Source organism: Kineosporia sp. NBRC 101677, from assembly GCF_030269265.1.
GTDB classification, from domain to species: Bacteria; Actinomycetota; Actinomycetes; order Actinomycetales; family Kineosporiaceae; genus Kineosporia; species Kineosporia rhizophila.
Map to the genome: position 1 here is coordinate 496,776 of NZ_BSTA01000003.1, position 24,411 is coordinate 521,186.

General features: G+C 69.9%; 21 protein-coding genes. 6 read left to right on the forward strand and 15 right to left on the reverse strand.

The window, feature by feature from the left end; genetic code table 11:
• Positions 1 to 67: 67 nt before the first annotated feature.
• Genes QSK18_RS11150 through QSK18_RS11165 form a run of 4 tightly spaced genes read right to left on the reverse strand, consistent with a single transcriptional unit; the run spans position 68 to position 3,496 of the window.
• Positions 68 to 1,165, reverse strand: coding sequence for an HAD-IIIC family phosphatase (locus QSK18_RS11150; RefSeq protein ID WP_285618520.1), 1,098 nt, complete (start codon positions 1,163 to 1,165; stop codon positions 68 to 70).
• Positions 1,162 to 2,325: an acyl-CoA dehydrogenase family protein gene (locus tag QSK18_RS11155; protein WP_285618522.1), complete on the reverse strand. Its 1,164-nt coding sequence runs from the start codon at positions 2,323 to 2,325 to the stop codon at positions 1,162 to 1,164. Before QSK18_RS11155 ends, QSK18_RS11150 begins: the two co-directional genes overlap by 4 nt.
• Positions 2,325 to 2,612, reverse strand: a complete 288-nt coding sequence (locus QSK18_RS11160) for an acyl carrier protein (protein WP_232810493.1) — start codon at positions 2,610 to 2,612, stop codon at positions 2,325 to 2,327. The genes QSK18_RS11155 and QSK18_RS11160 overlap by 1 nt, the downstream gene beginning before the upstream one ends.
• A complete protein-coding gene (locus QSK18_RS11165; protein WP_285618524.1) occupies positions 2,609 to 3,496 on the reverse strand; it encodes a 3-hydroxyacyl-CoA dehydrogenase family protein in 888 nt (295 codons plus the stop codon). Before QSK18_RS11165 ends, QSK18_RS11160 begins: the two co-directional genes overlap by 4 nt.
• Before the next feature lie 194 nt (positions 3,497 to 3,690).
• Here QSK18_RS11165 and QSK18_RS11170 point away from each other — a divergent pair, with 194 nt between their 5' ends.
• Complete coding sequence (locus QSK18_RS11170) at positions 3,691 to 4,443, forward strand: thioesterase II family protein (protein ID WP_232810491.1); 753 nt, start codon at positions 3,691 to 3,693, stop codon at positions 4,441 to 4,443.
• Positions 4,444 to 4,500: 57 nt separating this feature from the next.
• Here QSK18_RS11170 and QSK18_RS11175 read toward each other — a convergent pair whose 3' ends face one another.
• The 3 genes from QSK18_RS11175 to QSK18_RS11185 form a co-directional block, all read right to left on the reverse strand.
• The gene (locus QSK18_RS11175) at positions 4,501 to 4,707 is read right to left on the reverse strand and encodes a DUF5988 family protein (RefSeq protein ID WP_352396514.1); all 207 of its coding nucleotides are present in this window, start codon (positions 4,705 to 4,707) and stop codon (positions 4,501 to 4,503) included.
• 76 nt (positions 4,708 to 4,783) lie between these two features.
• Entirely contained in the window at positions 4,784 to 5,818 is a 1,035-nt protein-coding gene (locus tag QSK18_RS11180) for a GDP-mannose 4,6-dehydratase (RefSeq protein ID WP_232810489.1), read from the reverse strand.
• Positions 5,819 to 5,979: 161 nt separating this feature from the next.
• Positions 5,980 to 8,049, reverse strand: coding sequence for a helix-turn-helix transcriptional regulator (locus QSK18_RS11185; RefSeq protein WP_352396515.1), 2,070 nt, complete (start codon positions 8,047 to 8,049; stop codon positions 5,980 to 5,982).
• A gap of 633 nt (positions 8,050 to 8,682) precedes the next feature.
• Here QSK18_RS11185 and QSK18_RS11190 point away from each other — a divergent pair.
• Positions 8,683 to 9,684 (forward strand): LacI family DNA-binding transcriptional regulator, encoded by a 1,002-nt coding sequence (locus QSK18_RS11190; RefSeq protein ID WP_232810487.1) that lies wholly within the window; start codon positions 8,683 to 8,685, stop codon positions 9,682 to 9,684.
• Positions 9,685 to 9,692: 8 nt separating this feature from the next.
• Here the strand turns inward: QSK18_RS11190 and QSK18_RS11195 are convergent, their stop codons facing one another.
• Together QSK18_RS11195 and QSK18_RS11200 are read right to left on the reverse strand one after the other, a co-directional pair.
• Positions 9,693 to 10,718 (reverse strand): VanZ family protein, encoded by a 1,026-nt coding sequence (locus tag QSK18_RS11195; protein ID WP_285618545.1) that lies wholly within the window; start codon positions 10,716 to 10,718, stop codon positions 9,693 to 9,695.
• Between the two features lie 100 nt (positions 10,719 to 10,818).
• Complete coding sequence (locus tag QSK18_RS11200; RefSeq protein WP_232810485.1) at positions 10,819 to 11,250, reverse strand: universal stress protein; 432 nt, start codon at positions 11,248 to 11,250, stop codon at positions 10,819 to 10,821.
• Positions 11,251 to 11,494: 244 nt separating this feature from the next.
• Between QSK18_RS11200 and QSK18_RS11205 the strand changes: the two genes are divergently transcribed.
• Complete coding sequence (locus QSK18_RS11205; RefSeq protein ID WP_285618548.1) at positions 11,495 to 13,408, forward strand: MFS transporter; 1,914 nt, start codon at positions 11,495 to 11,497, stop codon at positions 13,406 to 13,408.
• A 60-nt stretch (positions 13,409 to 13,468) separates the two neighbouring features.
• Here QSK18_RS11205 and QSK18_RS11210 read toward each other — a convergent pair whose 3' ends face one another.
• Both QSK18_RS11210 and QSK18_RS11215 read right to left on the reverse strand, forming a co-directional pair.
• Positions 13,469 to 13,981 (reverse strand): META domain-containing protein, encoded by a 513-nt coding sequence (locus tag QSK18_RS11210; RefSeq protein WP_285618550.1) that lies wholly within the window; start codon positions 13,979 to 13,981, stop codon positions 13,469 to 13,471.
• Positions 13,982 to 14,028: 47 nt separating this feature from the next.
• Positions 14,029 to 15,267, reverse strand: coding sequence for a multidrug effflux MFS transporter (locus tag QSK18_RS11215; protein ID WP_285618552.1), 1,239 nt, complete (start codon positions 15,265 to 15,267; stop codon positions 14,029 to 14,031).
• Between the two features lie 112 nt (positions 15,268 to 15,379).
• On the opposite strand from QSK18_RS11215, the gene QSK18_RS11220 reads away from it, so the two are divergent.
• Entirely contained in the window at positions 15,380 to 16,249 is an 870-nt protein-coding gene (locus tag QSK18_RS11220; RefSeq protein ID WP_285618554.1) for a helix-turn-helix transcriptional regulator, read from the forward strand.
• A 234-nt stretch (positions 16,250 to 16,483) separates the two neighbouring features.
• Here the strand turns inward: QSK18_RS11220 and QSK18_RS11225 are convergent, their stop codons facing one another.
• Entirely contained in the window at positions 16,484 to 17,374 is an 891-nt protein-coding gene (locus QSK18_RS11225; protein WP_285618556.1) for a calcium-binding protein, read from the reverse strand.
• 170 nt (positions 17,375 to 17,544) lie between these two features.
• Between QSK18_RS11225 and QSK18_RS11230 the strand changes: the two genes are divergently transcribed.
• Together QSK18_RS11230 and QSK18_RS11235 are read left to right on the forward strand one after the other, a co-directional pair.
• Positions 17,545 to 18,573 carry an NAD(P)H-dependent flavin oxidoreductase gene (locus QSK18_RS11230; RefSeq protein WP_285618559.1) on the forward strand — a complete coding sequence of 343 codons (1,029 nt, stop codon included), beginning with the start codon at positions 17,545 to 17,547 and terminating at the stop codon, positions 18,571 to 18,573.
• A gap of 56 nt (positions 18,574 to 18,629) precedes the next feature.
• The gene (locus QSK18_RS11235) at positions 18,630 to 19,226 is read left to right on the forward strand and encodes a GNAT family N-acetyltransferase (RefSeq protein ID WP_232810480.1); all 597 of its coding nucleotides are present in this window, start codon (positions 18,630 to 18,632) and stop codon (positions 19,224 to 19,226) included.
• Between the two features lie 3 nt (positions 19,227 to 19,229).
• Here QSK18_RS11235 and QSK18_RS11240 read toward each other — a convergent pair whose 3' ends face one another.
• The 3 genes from QSK18_RS11240 to QSK18_RS11250 all read right to left on the reverse strand — a co-directional run bounded on the left by QSK18_RS11240 (position 19,230) and on the right by QSK18_RS11250 (position 24,372).
• Positions 19,230 to 20,159 (reverse strand): DUF389 domain-containing protein, encoded by a 930-nt coding sequence (locus QSK18_RS11240; protein WP_232810479.1) that lies wholly within the window; start codon positions 20,157 to 20,159, stop codon positions 19,230 to 19,232.
• Positions 20,160 to 20,246: 87 nt separating this feature from the next.
• Entirely contained in the window at positions 20,247 to 21,683 is a 1,437-nt protein-coding gene (locus QSK18_RS11245) for a radical SAM protein (RefSeq protein ID WP_285618561.1), read from the reverse strand.
• A gap of 1 nt (position 21,684) precedes the next feature.
• Positions 21,685 to 24,372 (reverse strand): glycosyltransferase, encoded by a 2,688-nt coding sequence (locus QSK18_RS11250; protein ID WP_285618565.1) that lies wholly within the window; start codon positions 24,370 to 24,372, stop codon positions 21,685 to 21,687.
• Between the last annotated feature and the right edge of the window lie 39 nt (positions 24,373 to 24,411).

Genomic DNA, 24,411 nt, shown 5'->3' on the forward strand with positions numbered 1-24,411 from the left:
TCGAACGGGCTGTCGGCTCTCGCGGAGGAACTGAGAAGGCCGACCAGCAGCGCGGTCACGTACTCGATCACGATGTGCACCCGAACAGCGTCGGCGAGCTCAGCCGCATCGTGGTCGGGGCGGGGTGGGCGGCGGGCACCAGGTGCAGGTGCTGCAGCCCGTCCGGAGCGGATCCGGCATCGAGCCCGGCCAGGCAGGCGCACGTCGCGTCCTCGAAACCGGCGAAGCGATAGGCGATGTCCATCATCCGGTTGCGCTCGGTGCGCCGGAAGTCGCCGGCCAGATGCACCCCCGCGGTGTGCGCGGCATCGATCAGCCAGTTCAGGATCACCGTGCCGGCGCCGAAGCTCACCACCCGGCAGGAGGTCGCCAGCAGCTTGAGCCGCCACAGCCCGGGCCTGCGTTCCAGCAGCAGCACGCCCACCGCGCCGTGCGAGCCGAACCGGTCCGACATCGAGACCACCAGCACCTCGTGCTCCAGGTCGGCGGTCAGGTCTTGTAGTTCGTCGCTGGTGTAGGGCACTCCGGTGGCGTTCATCTGGCTGGTCCGCACGGTCAGCTCCGAGACGCGGGCCAGTTCGGCGGCGTCGGCCCGGCGGATCTGCATCTCGATGTCGAGCGAGCGCAGGAAGTCCTCGTCCGGTCCGGGGAAGTCGCTGCGGGCCGCGTCCCGGCGGAAACCCGCCTGGTACATCCGGCGGCGTTCCCGGGCGTCGCCGGTGACCTTGGGGTCGAACTCCGGCCGGGTGGCCAGCTGGGCCAGCTCGGCCGCGTCGTAACACCGTACGTCCGGCAGCCGGGCGGAGACCTCGGCGCGCTCGGCGGGCTGGTCGTCCACGAACGCGACGGCCGAGGTGGCGAAGTTGAGCCCTTCGGCGATCCGGCGTACCGACTCCGACTTGGCACCCCAGCCGATCTCCGGCAGCACGAAGAACTCGGCCAGCCCGAGCGCCTCGAGCTGGGCCCAGGCCAGGTCCTGGTCGTTCTTGCTGGCCACCGACTGCAGGATGCCCCGGGAGTCGAGGAGGGCCACCAGCTCGCGGATCTCGTCGGTCAGCACCACCTGGTCACCCTCCAGCAGGGTGCCTCGCCACAGGGTGTTGTCCAGGTCCCAGACCAGGCACTTCACCGGCGTGGTGACGGCCGTACTCGTCGGGCTGTTCATCGGCTCACCCCGGTCAGGACGTGACCGGCCAGAAGGGTCCGGCAGATCTCGGTCGTCCCCTCGATCAGTTCCATCAGCCGGGCGTCGCGGTGCGCCCGGGAGACCACGTGCCCGTCCTGTGCCCCGGCCGAGCCGAGCACCTGCGCGGCCAGCGCCGAGCCGTGCGTGGCCCGGGTCGCCGCCACCTGCTTGGCCAGCACCGTGGCGATCACCAGGTCCGGCGACCGGTCGTCCCAGCGCCGGCTGGCCTCCTGACAGGCCCAGGTGGCCGAGCGCTCGGCCACCAGCAGATCGGCCAGATGACCGGCCACCAGCTGGTGCTGGCCGAGCGTGCGCCCGAACTGCTCGCGGGTGGCGGCGTGGGCGGAGGCCGAGGCCAGACAGGCGCGCAGGATGCCCACGCACCCCCAGGCCACCGACAGCCGGCCCGAAGCCAGGGCCGTGGTGATCAGCATGGGCAGCGCCTGGTCACCACCACCCAGGACGGCGGAGGCGGGCAGACGGACGCCGCGCAGGCTCACGTCGGCGTGACCAGCCGCCCGGCAGCCGGAGGGTGCCGGTACGGGTCGTAGAGACACCCCGGGAGCATCGGCCGGGACGACAACCGCCGCGGCGCCGTCCTGGTGCCGACCGATCACCACGATCATGTCCGCGTAGGTGGCGGCCGTCGTCCACAGTTTGTCGCCCTCGATCACCACCTCGTGCCCGTCCGTGCGGATCGTGGTGCTGATCGCCGACAGGTCACTCCCGGCCTGTGCCTCGCTGAACGCCACCGCGGCCAGGGCCCCACCACTCAGGCGGGGCAGCCATTCGCCGCGCTGATCCTCGCTGCCCAGCCGCTCGATCACCCAGGCCGCCATGCCCTGCGAGGTCAGGACGCTGCGCAACGACGAGCACTGCGCGCCCACCCGGGCGGTGAACTCCCCGTTGGCCGAGCTGGTGGCGCCGCGCCCTCCGTACTGGCGCGGGACCTGGGTGCACAGTGCTCCGGCGGCCGACATCCGGCGCAGGAGAGCGACCGGCAGCCGGCCGTCCAGGTCCCACTGACCGGCCTGGCCGGCCACCCAGTCCTCGACCTGCCGGGCCAGATCGTCCAGGTCGTCCGGGCCGTCCGATGGCTCCAGGTGATCCGGCCGCGGCCCGGGTCGGGTGAGCGCCATCAGGCCGGCTGCTCGCGCAGCCGCTGCACCAGGGCGGAGATCCGCTCGACGGTGCGGAAGTTGGCCAGCTTGAGGTCGGGGCCGGTGATGGCGATCCCGTAGGTGGCCTCCAGATGCACGATCAGCTCCATGGCGACCACCGAGGGCACCAGCCCGGAGGCGAACAGGTCCTCGTCCCGGGGCACCGGCGCCTTCACGATCCGGGACAGGTGCTCGGCCACCTCGTCACCGATCCGCTGAGTCTGCTGAGTCTGCTGGTTCGTGCCGACTCCCGTATCGCTGCTCACAGCGCCACCTCTCCGTACTCGTAGAAACCGCTTCCGCTCTTGCGGCCCAGCCGGCCGGCGCGGGCCATCTCGACCAGCAGCTCGCACGGCCGGTAGTGGGCGTTGCCGGTGCGGGCGGCCAGCACGCCCAGAGCGTCGACGAGGTTGTCGATGCCGATCAGGTCGGCGGTGCGCAACGGCCCGGTCGGGTGCCCCAGGCAGCCCTGCATCAGCTGGTCCACCGCCTCGACCGGCGCGGTGCCGGCCGCGACCAGGCGGGCCGCGTCGTTGATCAGGGGGTGCAGCAGGCGGCTGGTGACGAAGCCGGGCGAGTCCTGGACCACTATCACCCGGCGCCCCAGCCGGCCGAGCAGCTCACTGACCCGCTCCAGGGTGAGCTCCGAGGTTCGCGGGCCCCGGACGGTCTCGACCATGCCGATCAGGTACGCAGGGTTCATGAAGTGCGTGCCGATCACGTCCTCGGGACGGGCGGTCGAGTCGGCCAGCTCGTCCACCGGGATCCCGGAAGTATTGGTGATCAGCGGGGTTCCGGGGGGCACCCGGTCGGACAGCTCGGTCAGCAGCTTGGTCTTGGCCGCCGCCTCCTCGACGATCGCCTCGATCACGGCGCTCGCCCCGCTCACCGCCTCCAGGTCCTGCGTCAGCACCAAGTCACCTGGACCGGTGGGATCGGTGGGCTCGGAGAAGGCGCCCAGCAGGTTCCCGTGCCGGATCTGGCGGTGCACCCGATCGGCCGCCGTGCCCAGAACGGTGGCGTCCTGGTCGACGAGGACCACCGGCAACCCCTGCCCCAGCACCATGGCGGCGATGCCGGTGCCCATCACCCCGGCTCCGACGATCACCAGCCGGTCCACCGGGCCCCGGGCGTCCGTGTTCGTGTCCACCTTTGCCTCCGCGTGAGTGTCGGACGACCTCCCACGAAGCCTGGGACACCGCGGCCGGGCCGGACAACGCCTCAACGAGTTCTCTAGGGAAACCATCACGGGCCGGGCGGACCTGGTGAATCTAGGGGCATCACGGCACCCTGGACGCTTGGCTGGAGGATCCACCCGACACCCCGACAAGGACGGCGACTGACGTGATCGATTCCGAACCGGACCCCCGGCTCTGGCTGCGCCGGTACGTCCCGGCCCCCGAAGCCCGCACCCGGCTGGTCTGTTTCCCGCACGCCGGCGGTGCGGCCAGCTACTTCCACCCGATCGCCACCGCGCTGGCCCCGCAGACCGACGTGATCTCGCTGCAGTATCCCGGGCGGCAGGACCGCCGGCACGAGCCGCTGCTGCCGGACGTGGCCACGATGGCCGACCAGATCACCGCGGTGCTGGCGACCCAGGAACCGTTGCCGACCGTCCTGTTCGGTCACAGCCTGGGCGCCACCCTGGCTTTCGAGGTGGCCTGGCGTCAGGAGCAGGCCGGCCGCGCTCCGGTGTCGCTGGTCGCCTCGGGCCGACGAGGACCGGGCACCACGCGCGACGAGGCGGTGCACCGACTGGACGACGAGGGCCTGCTGGCCGAGATCAGGTCGATGGACCCGGGCAATGCCGCGCTGCTGAACGACGAGATCATGCGGATGTCGTTGCCGGCCATCCGCAGCGACTTCCGGGCGGCCGAACTGTACACCCTGCCGGGCGAGCGCCGGCTCTCCTGCCCGATCACGGTGCTGGTGGGTGACCGCGACCCCAAGTGCACGGTGGACGAGGCCCGCGAGTGGCAGGAGCACACCCGCGACCGGTTCCGCATCCGGGTGTGGCCCGGTGGCCATTTCTACCTGACCGAACACGCTTCCGCGGTCACCGAGGAACTGCGCACCGCGGCACTGGTCGAACACTGACCAGAAAGGCCGGTCCGCCGAGGGAGAACCTCGGCGGACCGGCCTTGTGCGGAAGTGTTATTCGGCGATCCGGGTACGGCCGCACCAGGCGAACACCGGCATCTCCTGGCCGTCGACGTGACGCACCTCGCCGTGGTGGCGGAAGTGCTCGTACCCGGCGGCAAAGGCGATCTTCACGGTCTCCGCCAGGTTCTGGACCTCGACGATCCCGCTTCCCATGGCTGTCTCCGGGCCACCTGTCAGCAAGGCCTTCATCGTGTGCATGACCTGTCCTCCGATTGCGTCGTCCGGCCCGGCACCGCTGCCGGGATCCTCTGTGGGGTGGACCGATTGGGGTACGTCACCAGCCCGCGTCCAGAACCATCTCGCTGTACCGGCGCTCGTCACTGGCGCGGCGCAGGTCGGACTCGACCATCATCCGGATCAGCTCGGGGAAGTCGACCGACGGCGCCCAGCCCAGCTCGGCCCGGGCCTTGCCGAAGTCGGCGCACAGCGTCTCCACCTCGGCGGGGCGGACCAGGGCGGGATCGATGACGACGTGGTCGTGCCAGTTCAGGCCGGCGCACTCGAAGGCGATCCGGACGGCGTCGCGCACCGAGTGCATCTGCCCGGTTCCGATCACGTAGTCGGCCGGGTCGTCCTTCTGCAGCATCAGGTGCATGGCCCGCACGTAGTCGCCCGCGAAGCCCCAGTCGCGCACCGCGTCGAGATTGCCCAGGAACAGCTTGTCCTGCAGACCCAGCTTGATCTGGGCCACCGCGATGGTGATCTTGCGGGTGACGAACTCGGCTCCCCGCCGCGGTGACTCGTGGTTGAACAACATGCCGGAGACGCCGTACATGCCGAAGGACTCGCGGTAGTTGCGGGTGATGAAGTGCCCGTAGGCCTTGGCCACCCCGTAGGGGCTGCGCGGGTAGAACGTGGTGGTCTCGCACTGCGGGCTCTCCGCCACCATGCCGAACATCTCCGAGGAGGAAGCCTGGTAGAAGCGGATCCGGTTGCTGCGCTCGGGGGTTCGCGAGGTGTCGTAGCCGCTGACCGTGCGGATCGCCTCCAGCATCCGCAGCACCCCCATCCCGTTCACCTCGGTCACCAGTTCGGCCTGGCGCCAGGACATCGGGACGAACGAGATCGCGCCCAGGTTGTACACCTCGTCGGGCTGGATCCGGTCCACCGCCGAGGTCAGGCTGGCCTGGTCGAGCAGATCGCCCTCCAGGAAGGACAGTTCACCGGCCAGTCGGCTGACCCGGGAGCGGCGGGGGTTGGCCTGCCCGCGCACCAACCCCCACACCTCGTACCCCTGGGCCAGGAGATGCTCGGCCAGATACGAACCGTCCTGTCCGGTGATTCCCGTGATCAGTGCCCGTTTCGTCATCAGGACCTCTCCCTCGCCGCGGTCGCCGGGCCCGCACCGCGGGCGCTCAGGCCCTTCGGGGGAACCACCGAAGTGAGACCAATGTCGCAACCTCGTGGCGGCCGGGCAACGAAATCCGCTATTCGCTAGGGGAAGACACAAAGATGAGGACGGCGCCCGGCTCAGGCCCCGAGCCGGGCCCGGTCGTCCCGGGCCGGCCGCGGCCCGGGCCCGGCGAGACCGGCCCGGCCGGTGATGCCGAGCTTGCGGTAGACGCTGGTGAGGTGCATCTCGACGGTACGCAGCGAGATCACCAGGGTGGCGGCGATCTCGCGGTTACTGGTGCCGGCGGCGGCCAGCCGTGCCACCTGCTCCTCGCTGGGGGTCAGGACACCGCCGCGGCGGGAGCGCGGAAGCACCCGGGACTGGGTGGCCAGCTGGGCCGCAAGCCGGATCCAGGGCCTTTCCTGTTGCAGCACGGTCGGTTCGGCAACCACCCGGGCCTGCCGCCGTTCGCACCTGAGCAGGGCCGGCGCGGCCGCCGTCCACCACGGCAGCTGTTGCGGCCCGCCCGGTCCGGCCTCGGGCATCATCCACCCGCACTCCCGGGCCCGGCCCAGCGCCACGGCCAGGTCGCTGACGGTCGGGGCGGGCCGCGGGAACTGGGAGCCTCGATCAAAAGGGGACGCTACGCCGTCCTCAATGGTCTGCTGCTGAGAGGTGTTTCGGCGGTGGGCGCTGCTTCCCGGCCGCACCGGGGCCTCGTGGCAGGCCAGAATGAGCAGGGCCGACTCCACCTGGATGCGCTCGGCACCGCTGCCGGGCGCACCGGCCAGGTCGTTCAGCACCGACCTCAGCTCGGCCATCGCCTCCGCGACGGTACCCAGCAGGATCGCCGACTTGCCCAACTGCACGGCCAGAGCGGCCCGCACCCGTACTCCCGGCCCGGTGCGCAACGCCTCCTGCACCAGGCGGTGGGCGCGGCCGGGTTCCAGATGGGCCAGGACCCGGGCGTAGGCCACCAGGTCCTCGACGTCACGCTCGCCGGTCTCGACCAGACGGGCCCGGCAGCGCACCGCCCCGGTCACGTCGCCGGCCCGTTCGGCCTGGTCGGCGACCTGCCGCAGGATCTCCTTCATCCAGGGCTCGGCCACCGTGGGAAGCCGCAGCAACACCTCCCCCACCTGCTCGGCGGCCGCTCCGGTGTCGTTCAGCAGCCGCGCCGCCCGTTCGTGCCGGGCGGTGCGGGCGCTCGCTCCCATGCCCTCGAGCACCGCCTCGCGGACCTGTTCGGGCATCCTGGCCCGGCTCTCGAGCAGGCCCTCGTGCTGCAGCAGTTCCAGTGAGCCGGGGATCAGAGCGGCCGGCACGGGAGCCAGCAGGGCGAGCACTTCGGTGTCAGGCTGTCCCAGCACCGCCAGCGCCTCGGCCAGGCGTCGCACGTGCGGGGGATGGCCCCGCAGTACCGATTCGGTGTGATCGGCCAGCAACTGCGCGCCGACCTCGGCCAGGGTCTCCATCCCGGCCGGGCCGGGCGGGCAGGCGACCTCCTGCAACCGCGTGAGCAGGCGATGCAGCAGACCGGGCAGGCCCACGCTGAGCCGCCGGCACTCGTGGGCGAAGAGCACGTCGACGGCCGGTGTCCAGGACCGCACCAGCCACTCGTAGACATCGTTGTCCTCGACCGCGTCAAGGACCAGGCTCCGCCGCTGCACGGACGGGCCGGCCGCGTCCAGCAGGCGGTGCCACTGCGGCAGCAGGGCCGGTCTCTGACTCATGACCAGCAGCAACGGCAGCCCGCGGCACCGTCTGAGCAGAAGCTCCAGCCAGCGCAGGGACGCCTCGTCGCACCAGTGGGCCTGTTCCAGGACCACCACCACCGGACCCTGCCGCAGGTGGTCGGAGAAGATCCGGAAGTACGACTGCGAAAGTCGTTGCGGTATGAGAGGACCCTCGACCGTCTGCCCGGTGAGCCGCTGCAGCGCCTCGTAACCCAGGTCCGCCTCGACGGCTCGGCAGGAGTGGCGGCGCACCTGGGCACCGGCCGCTCGCACCTTGCGCACGAACGTGGCCAGGAGCTCACCGGCACCGCCACCGGACGGCCCCTCGACCACGACGCACCGGGTCTCCCCACGCGCCGCGGCCGCGTACTCGGCCATCAGGAAATCCAAATCGCCCGCTCGCACGGTATTTTGGACAGAGGTCCGAATCTGGCTGGACCAACTGTCGGCGTCAGGTGACAACACTGTCATTCGACGGCCTCCCACGTGGTTGGCTGAGCGTCAGCAGGTCGGGCAGCGCGCTCGCAGACCGGCCGGGCCTTGGCAGTTTCTCTGAATCAGACTGTCGCGCACAACATTGCACACACCGCGTACGACCGCAGGTTCCCGGTGATGGTCCACCGCCTGCGTCGGCGACAGCTTAACTGCGGCAAGCACGCCTTCGACGATAAAACTTGTTCAAGAGCAAATCATTTCGTCGACCGGGCGGACATCGGGTCCGGCCTCGACCGGGCTGCGGAACACGCGCCGGGCGGTCGTCACGAACGGCCGGCGGCTCGGCCCACCGATCAGCATCCTGACGGAAGGCCCGGGCCGGCGACCTGGTGCCGGGGGCACGGCCACACCGGCGACCCAGTCCGTCGCCATGGACATCACGACCTCCTCCGCCTCGTTGCGGACTTCCGGCAACCGTCACATCAGTCCCTGGGGTCCCGGCGCTAACCAACATAAATTGGTACAAGCGCTTGCGCAAGCGCTTGTCTGCCGTCCAGTCTCAAACGGGTTTCATACGGATATCGACAGACCTGGACCCGGGCAATGGATACGGACATGTATCCGGGCCAGGATGGAACGGCCGCGTAAGATCGACTGAGGAGCCTTCCGATGGTGACCATGGCAGATGTCGCCCGCCTGGCGGGGGTGCACGCCTCCACGGTGTCCCACGTCCTCAACGGCACCAGAGCCGTCAACGCGGACACCCGCGAGCGGGTGATGGACGCGATCATCGCCACCGGCTACCGCCACAACGCGGTCGCCCGGTCCCTGGCCACCTCCAGCACGATGGCGCTGGGACTGGCCATCTCCTCGGCGGCCAACCCGTACCTGGCCGAACTGATCCGCTCGGTCGACGCCGGGGCCCGGGCGGCCGGCTACATGCTGATGCTCGGCGACACCCACGACGACGCCGAGGTGGAGCGCCAGATCGTCGAGCAACTGGTCGACCGGAGGGTGGACGGGGTGATCCTCGCCCCCGCACCGGCGACCACCACCGCCGGGGCCCTGCCCTTCCTGAGCACCGCGGCCGTCCCGACCGTGCTGATGGACCGCTTCGCCGACGCCGACCTGGACCAGATCGCCCCGGAGAACTTCGAGGCCACCGCGCAGCTGACCGCCCACCTGGCCGACCTGGGCCACCGGCGCATCGCGATGGTCACCGGCCTGAAGGGTCTGCACTCCACCGAGGAACGGATCGCCGGATTCCGGCACGTGGTGGCCGAGCGTGACCTCGATCCCGATCCCGCCCTCCTGCTGGACGGCGCCAGCGAGAGCATGGTCGCCGAACAGGTCGTGCTGGAGGCGTTCTCGGCCCGCAACCGTCCCAGCGCGGTGGTGGTGGGCAACAACGCGATGACGATCGGGACCGTGCGGGCCCTGCGCACCCTGGGCCTGAGCATCCCCGAGCACGTGGCCATGGTCTGCTACGACGACTTCGACTGGGCTGACCTGTTCGAGCCCCGGCTGTCGGCGATGCGCCAGGACACGGCTCAGATGGGCTGGCGGGCAGTCGAACTCATGGTGAAGCGAATCGCCGATCCGTCTGCGCCCACCTCTCGTCACCGGGTGCAGCCGACCTTCCAGCACCGTGCGTCCTGCGGTGACCGGTAGCCGGGGTCTCAAGGTACAGCCGGCTGCACCACCGACGTTCCATCGGCGGCGAACCGCGTCACCTGCACGGTGAAATCGTCGAGGGGGCCTTTCCGCATCGCCGCCACGTAGACCGTCCAGTCGTCGATCCCTGCCACCGGGACCAGCCGGGCCTCGGCGGACTGCCCGTCCCCCAGATCCACCCGCACCCGAGTCGTCCCGACAGGGACCAGGCCGACCACATTGACCACTTCGGCCTGAGGGGACTCGACGGCCGGGGTCTGGTCCCCGGGCAGCAGAGTCAGGAACCCCTGCTGGTTCGTCAGGCACACCACGTCATGGTCGGCGAACACCGAGTAGCCCTCGACCTCGGTGACGGTGGCGGGTGGCACCTCGCAGTAGTTCACCCCCGGTTCGAGGCCCGGCCGCGGCCCGGCCAGCAGGGCCAGGGCGACGACGCCGGCCGCGACCGGGGAGCCGAGCAGCACGGCCCGCCCCGCAAGGCCGGGTCGGAACGAGAACCACTGGTTGGCGACGGAGAACAGCAGGAGACCGAGCAGCGCACCGAGGTCGTTGGCGATCAGGTCGTTGACGTCGATGCTCCGGTAGGCCCAGCCGGCCAGGAGCGAGGCCGCTGCCTGACTCGCCTCCAGCCCGGCGCCGAACAGCAGGCACGCTGCGATGAGCCACCGTCCCCCTCGCCGCAGCAGGAACGGCAGACCGAACCCGAACGGCACACCCAGCAGCAGGTTCTGCAGATTCTGGTCGCCCAGGCCACTGGTCAGCAGCCCGCGCAGCTCGACCTCGGTGGAGATCTGAAGCAGCGGCACGGCCGGGGCGCCCGGGAACGCGGGTTCGGGTGCCGGGCCGGGAAGGGGACAGAGAATGATCAGCGCCAGGACGACCAGGTACCCGCCGAACGCTCCGATCCCCAGCAGCCTGCGCGCCCCGGCGCCCCGCCGGGCGACGAACACCAGTACCGATACGAGAGCTGCGAGCAGTGCCGCCCCGAAGAGGAGGTCAGCAGGGCCCAGCCGGGAGATCCACGATGCCACGTCCGGCACTGTAGACAGGCTCGGACGCCCGGCCCGGCCTCAGGCCCGGATCCGGTACCACAGGTCAGTTCTTCGGTACCTGAGGACGAGTGGGGCGGGCTCAGCGCACCACGGTCACCGGGCAGCGGGCATAGGCGGCGACGTGCTGGCTGACCGACCCCAGGACGAGTCCGGCGAAACCGCCGTACCCCCGGGTGCCCACCACCAGCAGGTCGGCCGAGGCCGACTGCTCGATCAGCACCTCGGCCGGGTTGCCCTGCTTCACCTGAGGCTGGGCCACGACCGGAGGACTGGCGCCCAGCTCTTCGTGGATCACCTGGACCAGGTCGGCAGCAGCCTGCTCGCCCGGCACCGGCAGGCTGCCCACGGGCACGCTGCCGCTGCCCACCGGCGGCAGCAGGGCCGGCTCCCACACGCTCAGTACGACCAGCTCGGCCCCGTGATCGGCGGCCTCGGCCGCGGCCCAGGCCAGTGCCTTGCGGCTGCCGGGCGATCCGTCGACGCCGACCAGGACGGACTTCCATCTGCTCACCGTCAGCTCCTCATCGTCGAGTGCCGGGCCGGGCGATCCACCCGAGCAAAACGCTAAGGCACGGTTCGCGCGCCGTCGAGAGGTGGACGGAGATCCAGAAGTCGTTGATCAACAGGAGCTTTGCAGAAATCGATGTCAAATGCGCCAGGTCGACTTCCCGACCTCAACTGTCTTGCGGCGCACCCGGAGCAGGCTTAGCGTCAAAGGGAGATCTGCGTCGGATCGCGTCGGCAAAGGGGCCGCCATGACCACCACGACTGCACCCTCCGCCTCCTCGGACTCCTCGAACTCGGAGGGGATCGATCGCAAGCCCCTGATGAGCACCCAGGCCCTGCTGCTGATGAACCTGGGTTTCTTCGGGGTGCAGTTCAGTTTCGGCCTGACCCAGTCGGCGGTGAACCCGCTGTTCCTGCTGATCGGGGCCGACCCCGACCAGCTGCCGATCCTGAACCTGGCCGGCCCGATCACCGGCCTGATCATCCAGCCCCTGATCGGGGCGATCAGCGACCGGACCTGGCACCCGCGCTGGGGCCGACGACGCCCGTTCATCGTGGCCGGCGCAATCCTCTGCGCCATCATCCTTTTCGCGTTCCCGTTCGTGGGCGCGCTGTGGCTGGGCGTGATCTGCTTCTGGCTGCTGGACGCCGGCAACAACACCTCGATGGAGCCGTACCGGGCCTTCATCTCCGACCGCTTGCCGAAATCCCAGTTGGCACGCGGGTTCCTGACCCAGAGCATGTTCACCGGGGCCGGGGCCGTGCTGGCCAACGTGTCGCTGTTCGCCCTGCAGAAGGTCGATGCACTGAACGAGACCGCGGGCAACGGCGTGCCGTACTGGATGTACGTCGTGTTCATGTTCGGCACCGTGTGCATTCTGCTGACGGTGCTGACGGCGATGTCCCGCACCCGCGAACTGACGCCCTCGGACGAGGATCTCGAGGAGATGCGGACGGCTCCGCGCGGCGTCTCGTACGCGGTGCGCGAGATCGCCGACGCCGTGCGCACCATGCCGGTCGCCATGCACAAGATTGGCGTGGTCTTCGCCTTCCAGTGGTACGCGATGTTCATCTACTGGCAGTTCCTGGCCGTCAGCCTCGGCGAGACGGTGTTCGGGGCGGCGCCCGGAGAGGCCGGCTCGGGCGGCGACGAGATCGCCTGGACCGGCCTGATGAACGGCACGTACAACTTCGTCACCATGATCTCCGCGCTGTTCCTGGTCGGCCTGGCCCAGCGGATGGGCGCCAAGCGGGTGCACGCGGCCGCTCTGGGTCTGGCCTCGGCGGCGCTGATCTGGCTGGCCAACATCGACAACCAGTACCTGGCCCTGATCCCGATGATCGGCGTGGGTATCTTCTGGGCCAGCGCGGTCGGGGTGCCCTACCTGATGGTCGCCAGCATGGTCCCGGCCCGCCGCACCGGGGTCTACATGGGCATCCTGAACATGATGATCGTCGTGCCGATGCTGGTGCAGACCCTCACCTTCGGCTGGATCTTCAACCATCTGCTGGACGGCAAGGGTTCCAACGCGATGGTCCTGGCCGGGGTGCTGCTGGGCATCGGCGCCGTGGCCATGCTCTGGGTGGACCCGCCCGACGAGGCCGACGAGTCGCCGATCGTGCCGCTGGGCAGCCGGCGCAGCATCACCGTCTACGACCAGGTCGTGGTCGGTTCCGACGGCACCGCCACCAGCCTGTACGCGGTGGACCGGGCGGCCGAGGTGGCGCAGGCCGCGCAGGCCCGGCTGGTGGTCGTGACCGCCTACCGGGAGGGCGAGGTCGCCGCTCCGGTGGCCGGCGAGCACCAGCATCTGTACGGAGCCGACGCCGCCCGGCAGGCGCTGGAGAAGTCGATCACCAACCTCACCCGGGAACGGGCCCGGCACATCGACCAGCGTCTGGTGGCCGGCGACCCGGCCCAGGCCCTGCTCGAGGCGGTGGGCACGAACCCGGCGAACCTGATCGTCGTCGGCAACCGCGGACTGGGGGCCAGCGACGGGCAGCAGCTGGGTTCGGTGCCCGGCGAGGTGGTCAGGCACGCCCGGTGCGACGTGCTGATCGTGCAGACCTCGGCGCTGGACGAGGACCGGCTCTTCGGCCCGGCCGAGAACTCGGTGGACACCGGACCTTCCTCGGGCAGCACCAAAGAGGTTTCCGGCTGACCACTTCGGGAAGGAGGCCGTCCAGGCCGGACGGCCTCCTTCCCGGCAGGGCCGGCGGGATCAGGGCGCTCCACCGGGTGTGCCGGAGGGCGCAGCCTGAGGTTCGCGCAGGTACCGCCCCGTGATCTTGTCGTACTGATTGCTCAGAACCAGCGCGCCGTCGACGACCGCAACCTTCGTCGACGTGTACAACGTCCGGTCGTTGGGCACATTCGCGCACCCGATGGCCGTCTGCGGCCCCGGCCTGGTGGCGCTGAAGTCGCCGTCCGCACCGACCTCGTACTTGCCGCCCGCCCCGTTGCAGCCGTCGCTGGCCGACCAGGTGCCGTCGTCGCGGAACTCGATCCAGGCCTCGTCGAACGTCTGCAGGCCGAATTCGGTGGCCTGGTAGCCGGGGATGTCCCAGGCGTACCAGGTTCCGATCATCTGTTCGCCCAAGGAACTGGGCCGGTCCTCCGGCGCGGCCCCGTCCTGGCCCGACCCGCAGCCGGCCAGCAAAATCGCCAGCGCCGTCAGCGCCGTCAGCGCCGTCAGCGCCGTCAGTACCCCGAACCCCGTCCTGGTCCTCTTCACCCGGCTTGGACGCAGGCCCACCCGATCGGGTTCCGGGCCGACCGCGCTCAGACAGCCGGACCACCACCTCGGTCGACACCCACCCCGTAAGGGCTGCGGCTGCTCGGCCGGACCAGGCAGACGTATCCCACGACTGAGAGCAGACTGGCACTGAGCACGACAACGGCGGCCGGTTGCATGCTGGAAGAGCCACCCAGCCCGACCAGAGGGGCCGCCAGGCCGCCGGCGGCGAACCGGGCCAACCCCAGAATTGCGGACGCTGTACCCGCGTACTGCGGATAGTCCACCAGGGCGAGGGTTGTGGAGGGCGGCGAAACCGCGGCGGCACCCGCCGCGACGCAGAAGAAGGCGGCGACGGTCACCGGCAGGGAGACCGCAGAGACGAGCGCTGTTCCCAGGAGCATGCCGCCAACCGTGATGATGGCCAGGCCCACCACGAAAACCTCCCGTTCGCCGTACTTCTCGGCCGCCCGGCCGGCCAGGAAGCCGAAGCCTGCGAACCCGGCTGCGTTGAGCCCGAAGACGAACGAGAACTGCCCGGGTGAGAGTCCGTGCACCTCCTGCAGGACGAACGGCGCCGCGGCCAGATAGGCGAAGTAGGCCGCGGAGGTCAGGGAGCTGACCAGGGTCACCCCCAGGAAGAGGCTGTCACGCCCGAAGACCTGCAGGTGCGTCCAGGTCTGCCTCAGTCCACCGGAGACCCGCAGGACCGGGTCGAGGGTCTCGGGGAATCCTAAGGCGACCGCAATCGTCACCAAAAGACCGATGGCCGACAGCAGGACGAAGAACCCGCGCCAGCCCATGAACGAGGCGAGGAAGCCGCCGAGCACGGGGGCGACGATCGCGGCCAGCCCGGAAAGCACCACGATGCGCCCGTAGTACCGGGTCAGTGCGGCCCCCTCGTACCGGTCCCGGCCGGCCGACTGGGCAATCACCAGCCCCACTCCCCCGGCCAGGCCCTGCAGCAGACGCGCGAGGACCAGGATCTCGATCGATGGGCTCACCGTGCACAGCAGTGAGGCCAGCGTGTACACGACGAGCCCGGTGATCAGCGGGGGCCGGCGTCCGAGCCGGTCGGACACCGGCCCGGCGATCACTTGGCCGAACGCCAGCCCGAGCAGGCATGCGGTCATGGTGAGCTGCGCCGCCGGGGCCGAGGTGCCCAGATCGGCGGCCAGGGCGGGCAGGACCGGCAGGTAGAGGTCCATGGACAGGGGCCCGAACACGGTCAGTGTGGCCAGCAGCACGGCGAACCAACGGTGGGCCGTGTCCCTTCGAAGATGCATGGGAGAACCGAATCGGGTCGGGCCCGGATCCGGGAGTCCCGGCCCTGACGTGCCCTGACCGGGCACCCCAGACCGCCCCCGTCCGCCGCGGGACCGGCCTAGCCTGAGGGACATGGATCACCGTTCAGAGGTCCGCGAGTTCCTGATGTCGCGGCGGGCCCGGGTGGAGCCGGAGCAGGTCGGCCTGCCGCGTGGAGGTGACCGCCGGGTGCCGGGTCTGCGCCGCGGCGAAGCCGCCACCCTGGCCGGGGTGAGCGTGGAGTACTACGCCCGCCTGGAACGGGGCGCCCTCGCCGGCGCCTCCGAGGCGGTGCTCGACGGGCTGGCCCGGGCCCTGCTCATGGATGACGCCGAACGCGAGCACCTCCACCGGCTGGCGCGGCAGGCCCCGGCGTCCTCCACGTCGAACCGCCGCCGCAAGGCGGCGCAGACGTGGCGGCCGTCGGCGAGCCTGCAGTGGTTCATGGATTCGGCGAATTCCTCGGTGGCGCTGATCGGCAACGGCCGCACCGACCTCCTGGCCTGGAACCCGCTGGGCCGCGCCCTGATGGACGAGATGATCAGCACGGCCACCACGCAGCCGCCCAATTTCGCCCGCTTCCTCTTCCTGGAACCGGTGGCCCGCCGGTTCTACCCCGACTGGGAGAGCGCCGCCGGGATGAACGTGGCCATGCTGCGCACCGAGGCCGGACGCGATCCGCACAGCAAGGAGCTGCACGACCTGGTCGGCGAGCTGTCCACCCGCAGCGACCATTTCCGGCGGTTGTGGAGCCGTCACGACGTGTGGCACCACGAGAGCGGCGTCAAGAAGTACCACCATCACGCCGTCGGCGACCTGGCCCTCAGCTTCGACGGACTCGACGTGGTCGGGCATCCGGCGATCCAGCTGACCGTCTTGACCGCGGAACCGGGATCGGCGGACCACCAGGCCCTGCAGTTGCTGGGCTCCTGGTGGGAATCCCAGATCGTGCCTCGGCGCTGATTGAGCTGATGGAACGGGGTGTGCACGCTCCCCCTGCTCGACCCCGCAGGAGGCGCGACTGGCCGCCGACGCCGACGTAGACGGCCTCGTCGTTCAGGGCGTCGCCCCGGTCCGGCTGGCGGAGCGGGACCTCAGTGCCTGGCTGGAGCTGCGTTTGGCCGAGCACGGCTGGTCCTGGGAGGCGAACGGCTCGCGGTCCGGCCAGGCCGCGAGCCGGCACCTCATCGATCGTGATCAGTCGTGCTTGATCAGGTCCTTGCCCGGACCACCCGACAGGGTGTCGCTGCCCGGGCCGCCGTACAGCTTGTCGTTCCCGCCGTTGCCGTAGATCTCGTCGGCGCCCGTGCCCCCGTACAGCAAGTCCTGCCCGGGACCGCCCCAGACCAGGTCCTTGCCGGCACCGGCCCGGATCACGTCGTCACCGGCCCCACCGTTCAAGCGCTGCTCACCGGCACCGCCGTAGATCGTGTCGTTGCCGTCCTGCCCCTGGACGCCGGCGTAGCCGTAGGAGCCCCAGGTCCGGATCGTGTCGTTACCGGTGCCACCCAGGATGCCGCTCACGTCACCGATCTGCTCACCGGTGGTGATCGTGTCGCGGCCCGCTCCGCCGATGATGTAGCTGGCGTCCTGAGCCTTCTGGTTGCTGGTGTAGGTGTCGTTCCCGGCCCCGAGATGAACCCGGTCGTTGGCGTAGTAGTCGCCGGGGTTGACGAACTTCACCGTGTCGTTCTTGTCCCCGAGATTGAAATAGCCGACCTCGCCCGGGTCCTGCCCGTAGCCGTGGACGAAGGTGCAGACGACCAGGGTGCGGTCGGAAGCGTCCGGGTAGGTGCACTCGTCCTCGTCCGTATCGATCTCGACCCGGTCGTCCAGCCGATAGGTGTACTCCCCGCCGCCGTAGCCACCGGGGTCCTTCTCGGGTGCGGCCCAGCTCTTGGTGATGGTCAACTGGTTGACCTGGCCCGGGGCCGCCTGGAACACCAGGTCGTTGCCGATGCTCACGGTGGCCGGGCGGCTGCCCGCCTCGGCGGAGCCGGAGAACATCACGGCCGAGGTGCCGGCGGCCATCACCGACGTGGTCACGGCCAGACCGGTCACCAGACGCCGGTGTTGAATAAGGGTCATCGGAGGACCTCCAGTCCGATTGCTTGGTCGCCTCTGAATTTACGCAGGACACCGCGCCCGGGGTGGCGTTTCGGGCTCGGTACATCCGGCGTCTGTCTCCGATCTCCTACGTCGTCGGACGCGTCCGCGCCCCCGACCCAGACCGTGTCTCGACGCTGATAGAACAAGGTGTGCCCGCAGCCCCGCTGAACTCCACGCTCCCGATCGTCGCCGCGCCCATGGCCGGCGGGCCCTCGACCGTAGCTCTGGCCCACGCGGTGGCCTCGGCCGGCGCCTTTCCGTTCCTGGCCGGCGGATACAAGTCCCCGCAGGCCCTTTCCGCGGAGATCGAGCAGCTCCGGGCAAGCGGGACGGGGTTCGGCGTGAACCTGTTCGTCCCGTCCACCGCCCCGGTCGATGCAACCGCTTTCGCCGCCTACGCAAGGGAACTCGAAGAAGAGGGCGTGGCTCATGGGCTGCAGCTGGACCCGTCGCCGGTCATCGACGACGATCACTGGCGGGAAAAGATCGCCCTGCTGGTCCGGCATCCCGTTCCGGTGGTCTCGCTGACCTTCGGCCTACCTGATGCCGCTGACATCACCGCCCTGAAGAACGCCGGAAGCAGCGTGCTGGCCAGTGTCACGACCCCGCAAGAGGCACGGCTGGCCGCCGACGCCGGCGTAGACGGTCTCATGGTGCAAGGCCTCGCCGCAGGCGGGCACAGCGCCACGTTCGATCCCACCCAGCTCCCGGAACCGGTCGACACTGACGTCCTGGTTCGGCGGGTGCTGCAGACGGTCGACCTGCCGGTGGTCGCGGCCGGTGGCGTCGACGGCCCCGAGGCGGTGCGCCGCACGTTGCAGGCCGGGGCGCAGGCCGTCGCGGTGGGCACACTGCTGCTGCGCACCGACGAGGCCGGTACCTCCGCCACTCACAAGCAGGCGCTCGGCGACCCGGCGTTCGCCGAGACGGTCCTGACCCGGGCCTTCACCGGACGGCCGGCACGGGCGCTGCGCAACGGGTTCACCGACCGACACCCGCAAGGGCCTAACGCCTACCCCGCTGTGCATCATCTGACCCGCGCACTGCGGCAGGCTGCCGGGAAGGCCGGCGACGCCGACCGTCTGCACCTGTGGGCCGGCAGCGGGTGGCGCAACGCCCCCACCGGCCCCGCGGCCGACGTCATCCGCCGTCTTGCCGAAGGAGCCGGGTTGACGTGACATCCGGCTCCGGCGCGGCCAGATTCGGCCGATCAAGCGGTCTGTAGGCTGACGGCATGGTCCTTGTGCGGGCAGCCACCGCCGACGACGTCGCGCCGGTCGCCGACCTGTTCGCCCGGGCCTTCGAGCACGATCCGCTGTGGGCCGCACTGATGCCTCGCGCCGAGCGGCGCGCCCGTAACATCCGCTGGCTGATGCTCGCCGATCTGTCCGGCGCCGGGGTCAACGCCCTCGACGTCGCGGTGGACGAGACCAGTGGACTCCTCGTCGGGGCTCTGCGTTTCACCACTCCCCGCCCCGACCGGCCCGCCTCGTGGTGGCGCCGGACCGCCGGATCAGCGGCGGCCCGACTGGGCGGCACGATCGGCCGGGGCCTACGCCAGGAACGGGCCGTTCGAGAACACCGCCCGGCTGAGCCGCACTGGTTCGTGCAGGACGTGGCGGCCGATCCCCGCCGGCAAGGTCGCGGAATCGGCTCGGCCCTACTGGCCCACCGACTGAACCTGATCGACCAGAGCCCCGCCCCCACCGCGCTCGAGGCCACCACCTCCGGCAGCGCCCGGCTCTACGCCCGGCACGGCTTCGCCACGGTGGGAACGGTTCGCCTCCTGCCCGGCACCGAGTCGCAGGTCATGATCCGCCCCGCCACCTGAGGTTTACGCCCTTGCGGCGCCGAAGCGCCAGACCACCTGCTGCACGAGAAGCGTCAGAACCCCGGCCAGGACGATTGCGGCAAGGTTGATCACCAGCTGCAAGAACGAGCCGACCGCCTCGTCGCGCACACCGTAGGCCAGGGCCACCGCCGCGTTGGCCGCCGCCGGGACGGTGGTGACCGAGATCAGCACCCCGACCAGCGTGCCCGCCTTGGCCGAGGTCAGCGAGAGGATGCCGGCCACACCGCCGAGGAAGCCGATGACCCAGCTCAAGGCATCGGGACGCCAGATGAAGTCGGTCAGCGGACGCTCGGCCGTCAGCATCGAGCGGTCCACCAGGTCGGCCGCGGTCAGCAGCCAGACCGCCACCACCGTCAGCATCATCCCGACCGGGAAGCCGACCCCGAGCGCTGCTGCGGAACGGCGCACCAGCGCGCCGCGGCGTTTCACCAGCCCCACGCACAACGCCGCCAGGGGGCCGAACTCCGGGCCGACCACCATCGAGCCGACGATCAGGATGGGCTGGTCCAGCAGCACGCCGACGGCAGCGATGACCATGGCGATCACCATGAACGCGAGGAAGGACACCGACAGCCGCGACTCCTCCCCGGTCTGCTGCTCGATCTCGCGCCACACCACCGCGTCGACCCCCAGCCCGGGGGCACTGCGCGCGGCCCGGTCGGCCGCCGCCGAGATCGAGGTGTCGATGCGTTCCAGCACGATCGCGCCGTCCTGGTGCAGGCCCAGCTCGTTCAGGTCGGCCAGGATGCCGTTGGCGCCCTCCCGGACCACGTCGAACTCGATCAGGTCGCCCGGCGGCGAGAGCGCGACCGAGGGCAGGACCACCACGTGCGTGATCGCCTCGTCCCGGTCCAGCCGCTCCACGACCCTGTCGGTCAGTTCGGCCGGTGCGATGACCCGTACGTGCAGCATGGTGATCCTTCACTCGTCGGTGGCCCGGCGAGTGTAGGGACTGGGACGCCCCAGTCAGAACCCAGTCAGAACCCGGTCAGAACCCGGTCAGAACTCGGTGTTCATGATGGCCTCGACCAGCACCGCTCCGGGCGCGGTCAGCCGCACCGAGCCTTCGGCCCGGTCGGTGACGACCAGCTCGCGGCGCTCCAGGTCGAGCCAGCGCCGGTTCCAGGGCTCGTCGAACAGCGAACGCCCGCCGAACCTTTCGCGGTGCAGGTCGTCGCGCAGAGGCTGCAGGGTACTCAGGGCCATCTTGATCGCCCGGGCCTCGGTGGCGGTCGGGCCGAAGCGGGTGGCCGAGGTCAGCGGCAGCTGCCCGGCCTGCACCAGCTGGGCGTAGCGGCCCGCGTTCACCTCGGTCATCGCCTCCGAGCGGCGGCAGCTGGAACTACCGCCCAGCCCGATCGCCACCTCCGCGTCCTGCCGGTCCTGATCCACCATGATCGACTTCCAGGTCTCCGGCGGCTTGTCGGCGCGGTGGAAGTACATGGTCGGGTGCTCCCCGTACCCGTCGGCGCGTAGCCCCTCGGCCAGCACCTCGCGCATCTGGTACTGCTCGCCGAGGGTCGGCCAGCGGTGCCCGGCCTCGGCCAGACGGTTGCGGTAGCTGGGGAACTGCCAGGCCGCCGGCCGGTCGCCGGCGACCCCGGTGCGGGTGTCGGTGTAAGAACGCAGGTGCAGCTTGGTGCAGACCACCCCGGGAACCCGGTGTCGGCGCACCTGTTCCAGGTCACGCTGCACCCCGGCGACGGTCTGGTCGAGCAGGCCGTACATCAGGTCGATGGTCACCCAGTCGAACCCGAGACGTTCGGTGGCGTCGAGGAACTCGTGACACTCGGTCTCGGTGTGCTCACGTCCGCTCAGCTTCAGCACCTGGTCGTCGAACGACTGCACCCCGCAGGAGACCTTGTCACACCCCAGCTCCCGCAGCCGGGCCAGCAGGTCGGGGGTGAGCGTGGTCGGGTCGCCCTCGAAGCGGACGGTGGTCTCCGGGCCGAAACCGAAGTTCTCCCGGTAGAAGTTCAGCAGCCGGGACACCGAGTCCAGGCCCATGAGCGACGGGGTTCCGCCGAAGACGTTGAACTCCCCCACCGGGGCCTCGCGCAGCCGGGGCACCCGCTGCAGCCACAACTGCGCCTCGCGAATGTTCAGATCCACCCAGTGGTCGATCTTTTCCCGAGTCACGTCGGCCGGGCCCTTGACGATGACCACCGGGTACTGGCAGAAGCGGCAGCGGTAGCTGCAGGTCGGGATGTACGACCACAGATGGATGGGACGGGTGTCGGCCAGTTGTGCGTCCAGGTCGTCCAGGAACGCTTCCGGTGCCACATCAGGGATGTCGCCGGGAAAGACGTGCGCACCGAAGGGGTCGCTGGCCACATACTCCAGCAGGCGCTCGTTGTGCGGGGCGGCCAGCAGATTGAGGACGGCTGGGCGCGGGTAGTCGGGGTCGAGTCGGGTCAGCGATTCGAGTGGGTTCACCTCAGAACACTCCCCCGTTGCCGAAGTAGTCGTGGGCCGCTCCGGATTCGCGGTCTTCGCAGTAGTGGCGCACGAACTCGCGGAATCTGTTCTCGTCACCGGTGTCGCGGATCTCCTGCAGGCACTGCGGCAGCGGGGGCGGATATCCGATCTCGGGACCGACCTTGGCGCGCAGCCGGGCGAACAACTCGTCCGCGAACTCGAAGTACAGCCGGAAGCAGGGCGTCTTGTACGAGTGGATGGGGGTGTAGTCGACCAAGCCGGTCTCGGCCGTGATCTGCGGGATGCGTTCGGCCATCCGTCGGGCCAGGGCCGGTGAGAGCAGGTCGATCACGCCCTCGTCGTCCAGCAGCGAGGGGGTGAGCACGGCGGCCAGGATCATGTTCTTGGGCATGAAGTCCTTGACCGAGAACTCCCAGGCCTGCAGTGCTTCCGCCTCGGTCAGGTCCCGGCCGGTGACCGGTCCCGGCTCGCTGGGCCGGATGTCGCGCATCGTGATGATCCCGCCCGAGCCGTAGGCCTGACCGGCCACCACCTCGTCCAGGGCGTGGTCGACGCGGCGCGGGTTGATCTCCACCCGGGAGTTCGGCACGTAGACGATGTCCTCACCACTGGCCCGCACCAGGATGCCGAAGTCCCAGTCGTCGGAGAGGTGACTGACGAATCGTCCGTGCTCCAGCTGGTACGACAGTTCGATCCCGCCGACCCGCTGGTACGAGCGCCGGTCCACCGCGAAACCCTTGCCGTCGGGGAAGCCACCGAAGCGCGACCACGCGACCTGCCGACAGCGGATGGTGCGGTCGATCGCATCCCACAACAACGGACGTCCATTGAAATGATCTGCGTCGTAGTAGTAGTCGCACACCCCGATCGCGGCCTTCTCACCGTCCATGGCCTTCAGCAGTTCCCACAGCCAGTCCGGCGCCACCCGGCAGTCGGCATCGGCCGAGACCAGATAGAAGCGCTGCGTCGCATCGTCACCGTCGCGCTGCTGGGCTCGCTGCGCCGCCAGGTCCATGCCGGCGCGTCGGGCACACGAAACTCCCTGCTCCGGCTCGCCGATCACCCACAGCCGCAGTCCCTCGTGCTGGGCGGCCAGACCCCGGGCCAGGCTGACGGTGTTGTCGCGGGAGTTGTTGTCCACCAGCAGAACATCGAACAGGTCACGGTCGAGCAGGCCGTCCGGGCCCTGTTGCCCGGCCAGCGACTCGATCACCGCAGGGAGGTTGGCGGCCTCGTCACGCACCGGGATCACCACCGTCATCCGCGTGCGCGCGCTCAGCGGCGGAACAGCCGCCCTACCCGCCTCCCCGTAAACGCTCTCCTCGTGACCTTCGTCGCCACGGACGTCCATGGTCAAAAGCTCTTCGACCACCTCGGCGGCCCGGCTCTGGGCGAAATACTGCTGCCCGCAACGACGGTTGTGAGCCACCACCCGGCTACGCAGCAGAGGATCGGTCAGGAGTGCGACCACCTCGTTCACGAAGTCGTCGTTCAGCGGCGCCTGGTCATCCGTAGAGATCGGAAGGACCGGCGCCTGCAGTCCTTTCCGGCCGTAAACTGTGTCGTAGAGGGCGTATCGCGTGGCCAGGAAGGGAACTCCGGACGCCACCGCCTCACCGACCGGATTGCCGTAGCTCTCGTAGTCGTACGAGGTCAGGAACGACACCAGATCGGCCTCGGCGAGCAGGTCGGCCACGGAGAATCCATGGCTCGACGCCACGTCCCGAGGAGCCAGACGGCCACCGAACACCACCTGCCCGGCCACCCCCAGCCGCTCGGCCTGGGCTCGCAGGGACATCACCGTGGCCGGATGCTCCGAAGGATCGCCGGCCAGGAACAGGTATACCGGACGGTCGTGAATGCGGTGCCGCAGCTTGGCCAGCAGATCGATCTCACGGTCGGCCCTTTTCTGCGGGATCAGCCGGGTGCAGCGTGCAATCAGCGCAGCCTCGGCCGGGATACCGTACGTCTCGCGGAATCCCGCTTGCACGGCGGTGTTCTCGAAGTCGAAGGTGTTCGGCAGCACCTGCAGATCGCGCAGGCCAGGCACCCATTCCAGGGTGCGGCGCCGCGCCTCCTCGTGCAGGGCCAGGTAGCGGATGTACGGCGAGTTGCGGGGTTTGGGCGCCAGCGGGTACGGCGGGCGGCCGTACTTGCCGGTGGAAGGCTCACTGTTCCACATCAGGTCGTGATCGCGCCACAGCACGAAGGGCCTTTCATGGCCCAACTGCTTCCCGTACCGCTCGATCGCCCGGTACAGCGCCTCGCTGTAGGCGATGTTCTCGGGCAGCGTGCCGTTCTCGACCAGTACCGCCGTGACCCCGTACTGCTGCCAGGTGGCCACGATCCGCCGGGTCAGCGCCTCGACCACGGGTTCGTAGCAGCCACCCGGCCCCTGGCCCCGCGCCACCCCGGCCAGCGTGGATCGCACGAAAGCGGCGTTGTACCAGGGAATGCTGTCGATACCGGCGACCCGGACCAGTTCGACCCAGCCCGGCAGGCTGGTGACCTCGTCGGTGTAGGGCGCGAAGAAACGTCCTTTGTCGGCCTTGATGTCGTACCCGATGTCCAGCAACACCCGATGCCCGCGTTGCCGGAAGGCGTTGGCCAGTTTCAGCGACTCGACCACCACGCCGGACAGCGGCGCCCCGTCGAAGGAAACGCACCAGAGAACAGGCTGCGACATCCGGATCTCCCCCAAGGTCACATCGTTGTCACCCGTAGA

Bases quoted from the DNA above. Each gene is read 5' to 3' on its own strand.
- QSK18_RS11235 (WP_232810480.1), top strand. From the start codon at position 18,630: ATGGTCCTTGTGCGGGCAGCCACCGCCGACGACGTCGCGCCGGTCGCC.
- QSK18_RS11220 (WP_285618554.1), top strand. From the start codon at position 15,380: ATGGATCACCGTTCAGAGGTCCGCGAGTTCCTGATGTCGCGGCGGGCC.
- QSK18_RS11150 (WP_285618520.1), bottom strand. From the start codon at position 1,165: ATGAACAGCCCGACGAGTACGGCCGTCACCACGCCGGTGAAGTGCCTG.
- QSK18_RS11180 (WP_232810489.1), bottom strand. From the start codon at position 5,818: ATGACGAAACGGGCACTGATCACGGGAATCACCGGACAGGACGGTTCG.
- QSK18_RS11250 (WP_285618565.1), bottom strand. From the start codon at position 24,372: ATGTCGCAGCCTGTTCTCTGGTGCGTTTCCTTCGACGGGGCGCCGCTG.
- QSK18_RS11225 (WP_285618556.1), bottom strand. From the start codon at position 17,374: ATGACCCTTATTCAACACCGGCGTCTGGTGACCGGTCTGGCCGTGACC.
- QSK18_RS11215 (WP_285618552.1), bottom strand. From the start codon at position 15,267: ATGCATCTTCGAAGGGACACGGCCCACCGTTGGTTCGCCGTGCTGCTG.
- QSK18_RS11185 (WP_352396515.1), bottom strand. From the start codon at position 8,049: ATGACAGTGTTGTCACCTGACGCCGACAGTTGGTCCAGCCAGATTCGG.
- QSK18_RS11190 (WP_232810487.1), top strand. From the start codon at position 8,683: ATGGTGACCATGGCAGATGTCGCCCGCCTGGCGGGGGTGCACGCCTCC.
- QSK18_RS11240 (WP_232810479.1), bottom strand. From the start codon at position 20,159: ATGCTGCACGTACGGGTCATCGCACCGGCCGAACTGACCGACAGGGTC.
- QSK18_RS11155 (WP_285618522.1), bottom strand. From the start codon at position 2,325: ATGGCGCTCACCCGACCCGGGCCGCGGCCGGATCACCTGGAGCCATCG.
- QSK18_RS11175 (WP_352396514.1), bottom strand. From the start codon at position 4,707: ATGCACACGATGAAGGCCTTGCTGACAGGTGGCCCGGAGACAGCCATG.
- QSK18_RS11205 (WP_285618548.1), top strand. From the start codon at position 11,495: ATGACCACCACGACTGCACCCTCCGCCTCCTCGGACTCCTCGAACTCG.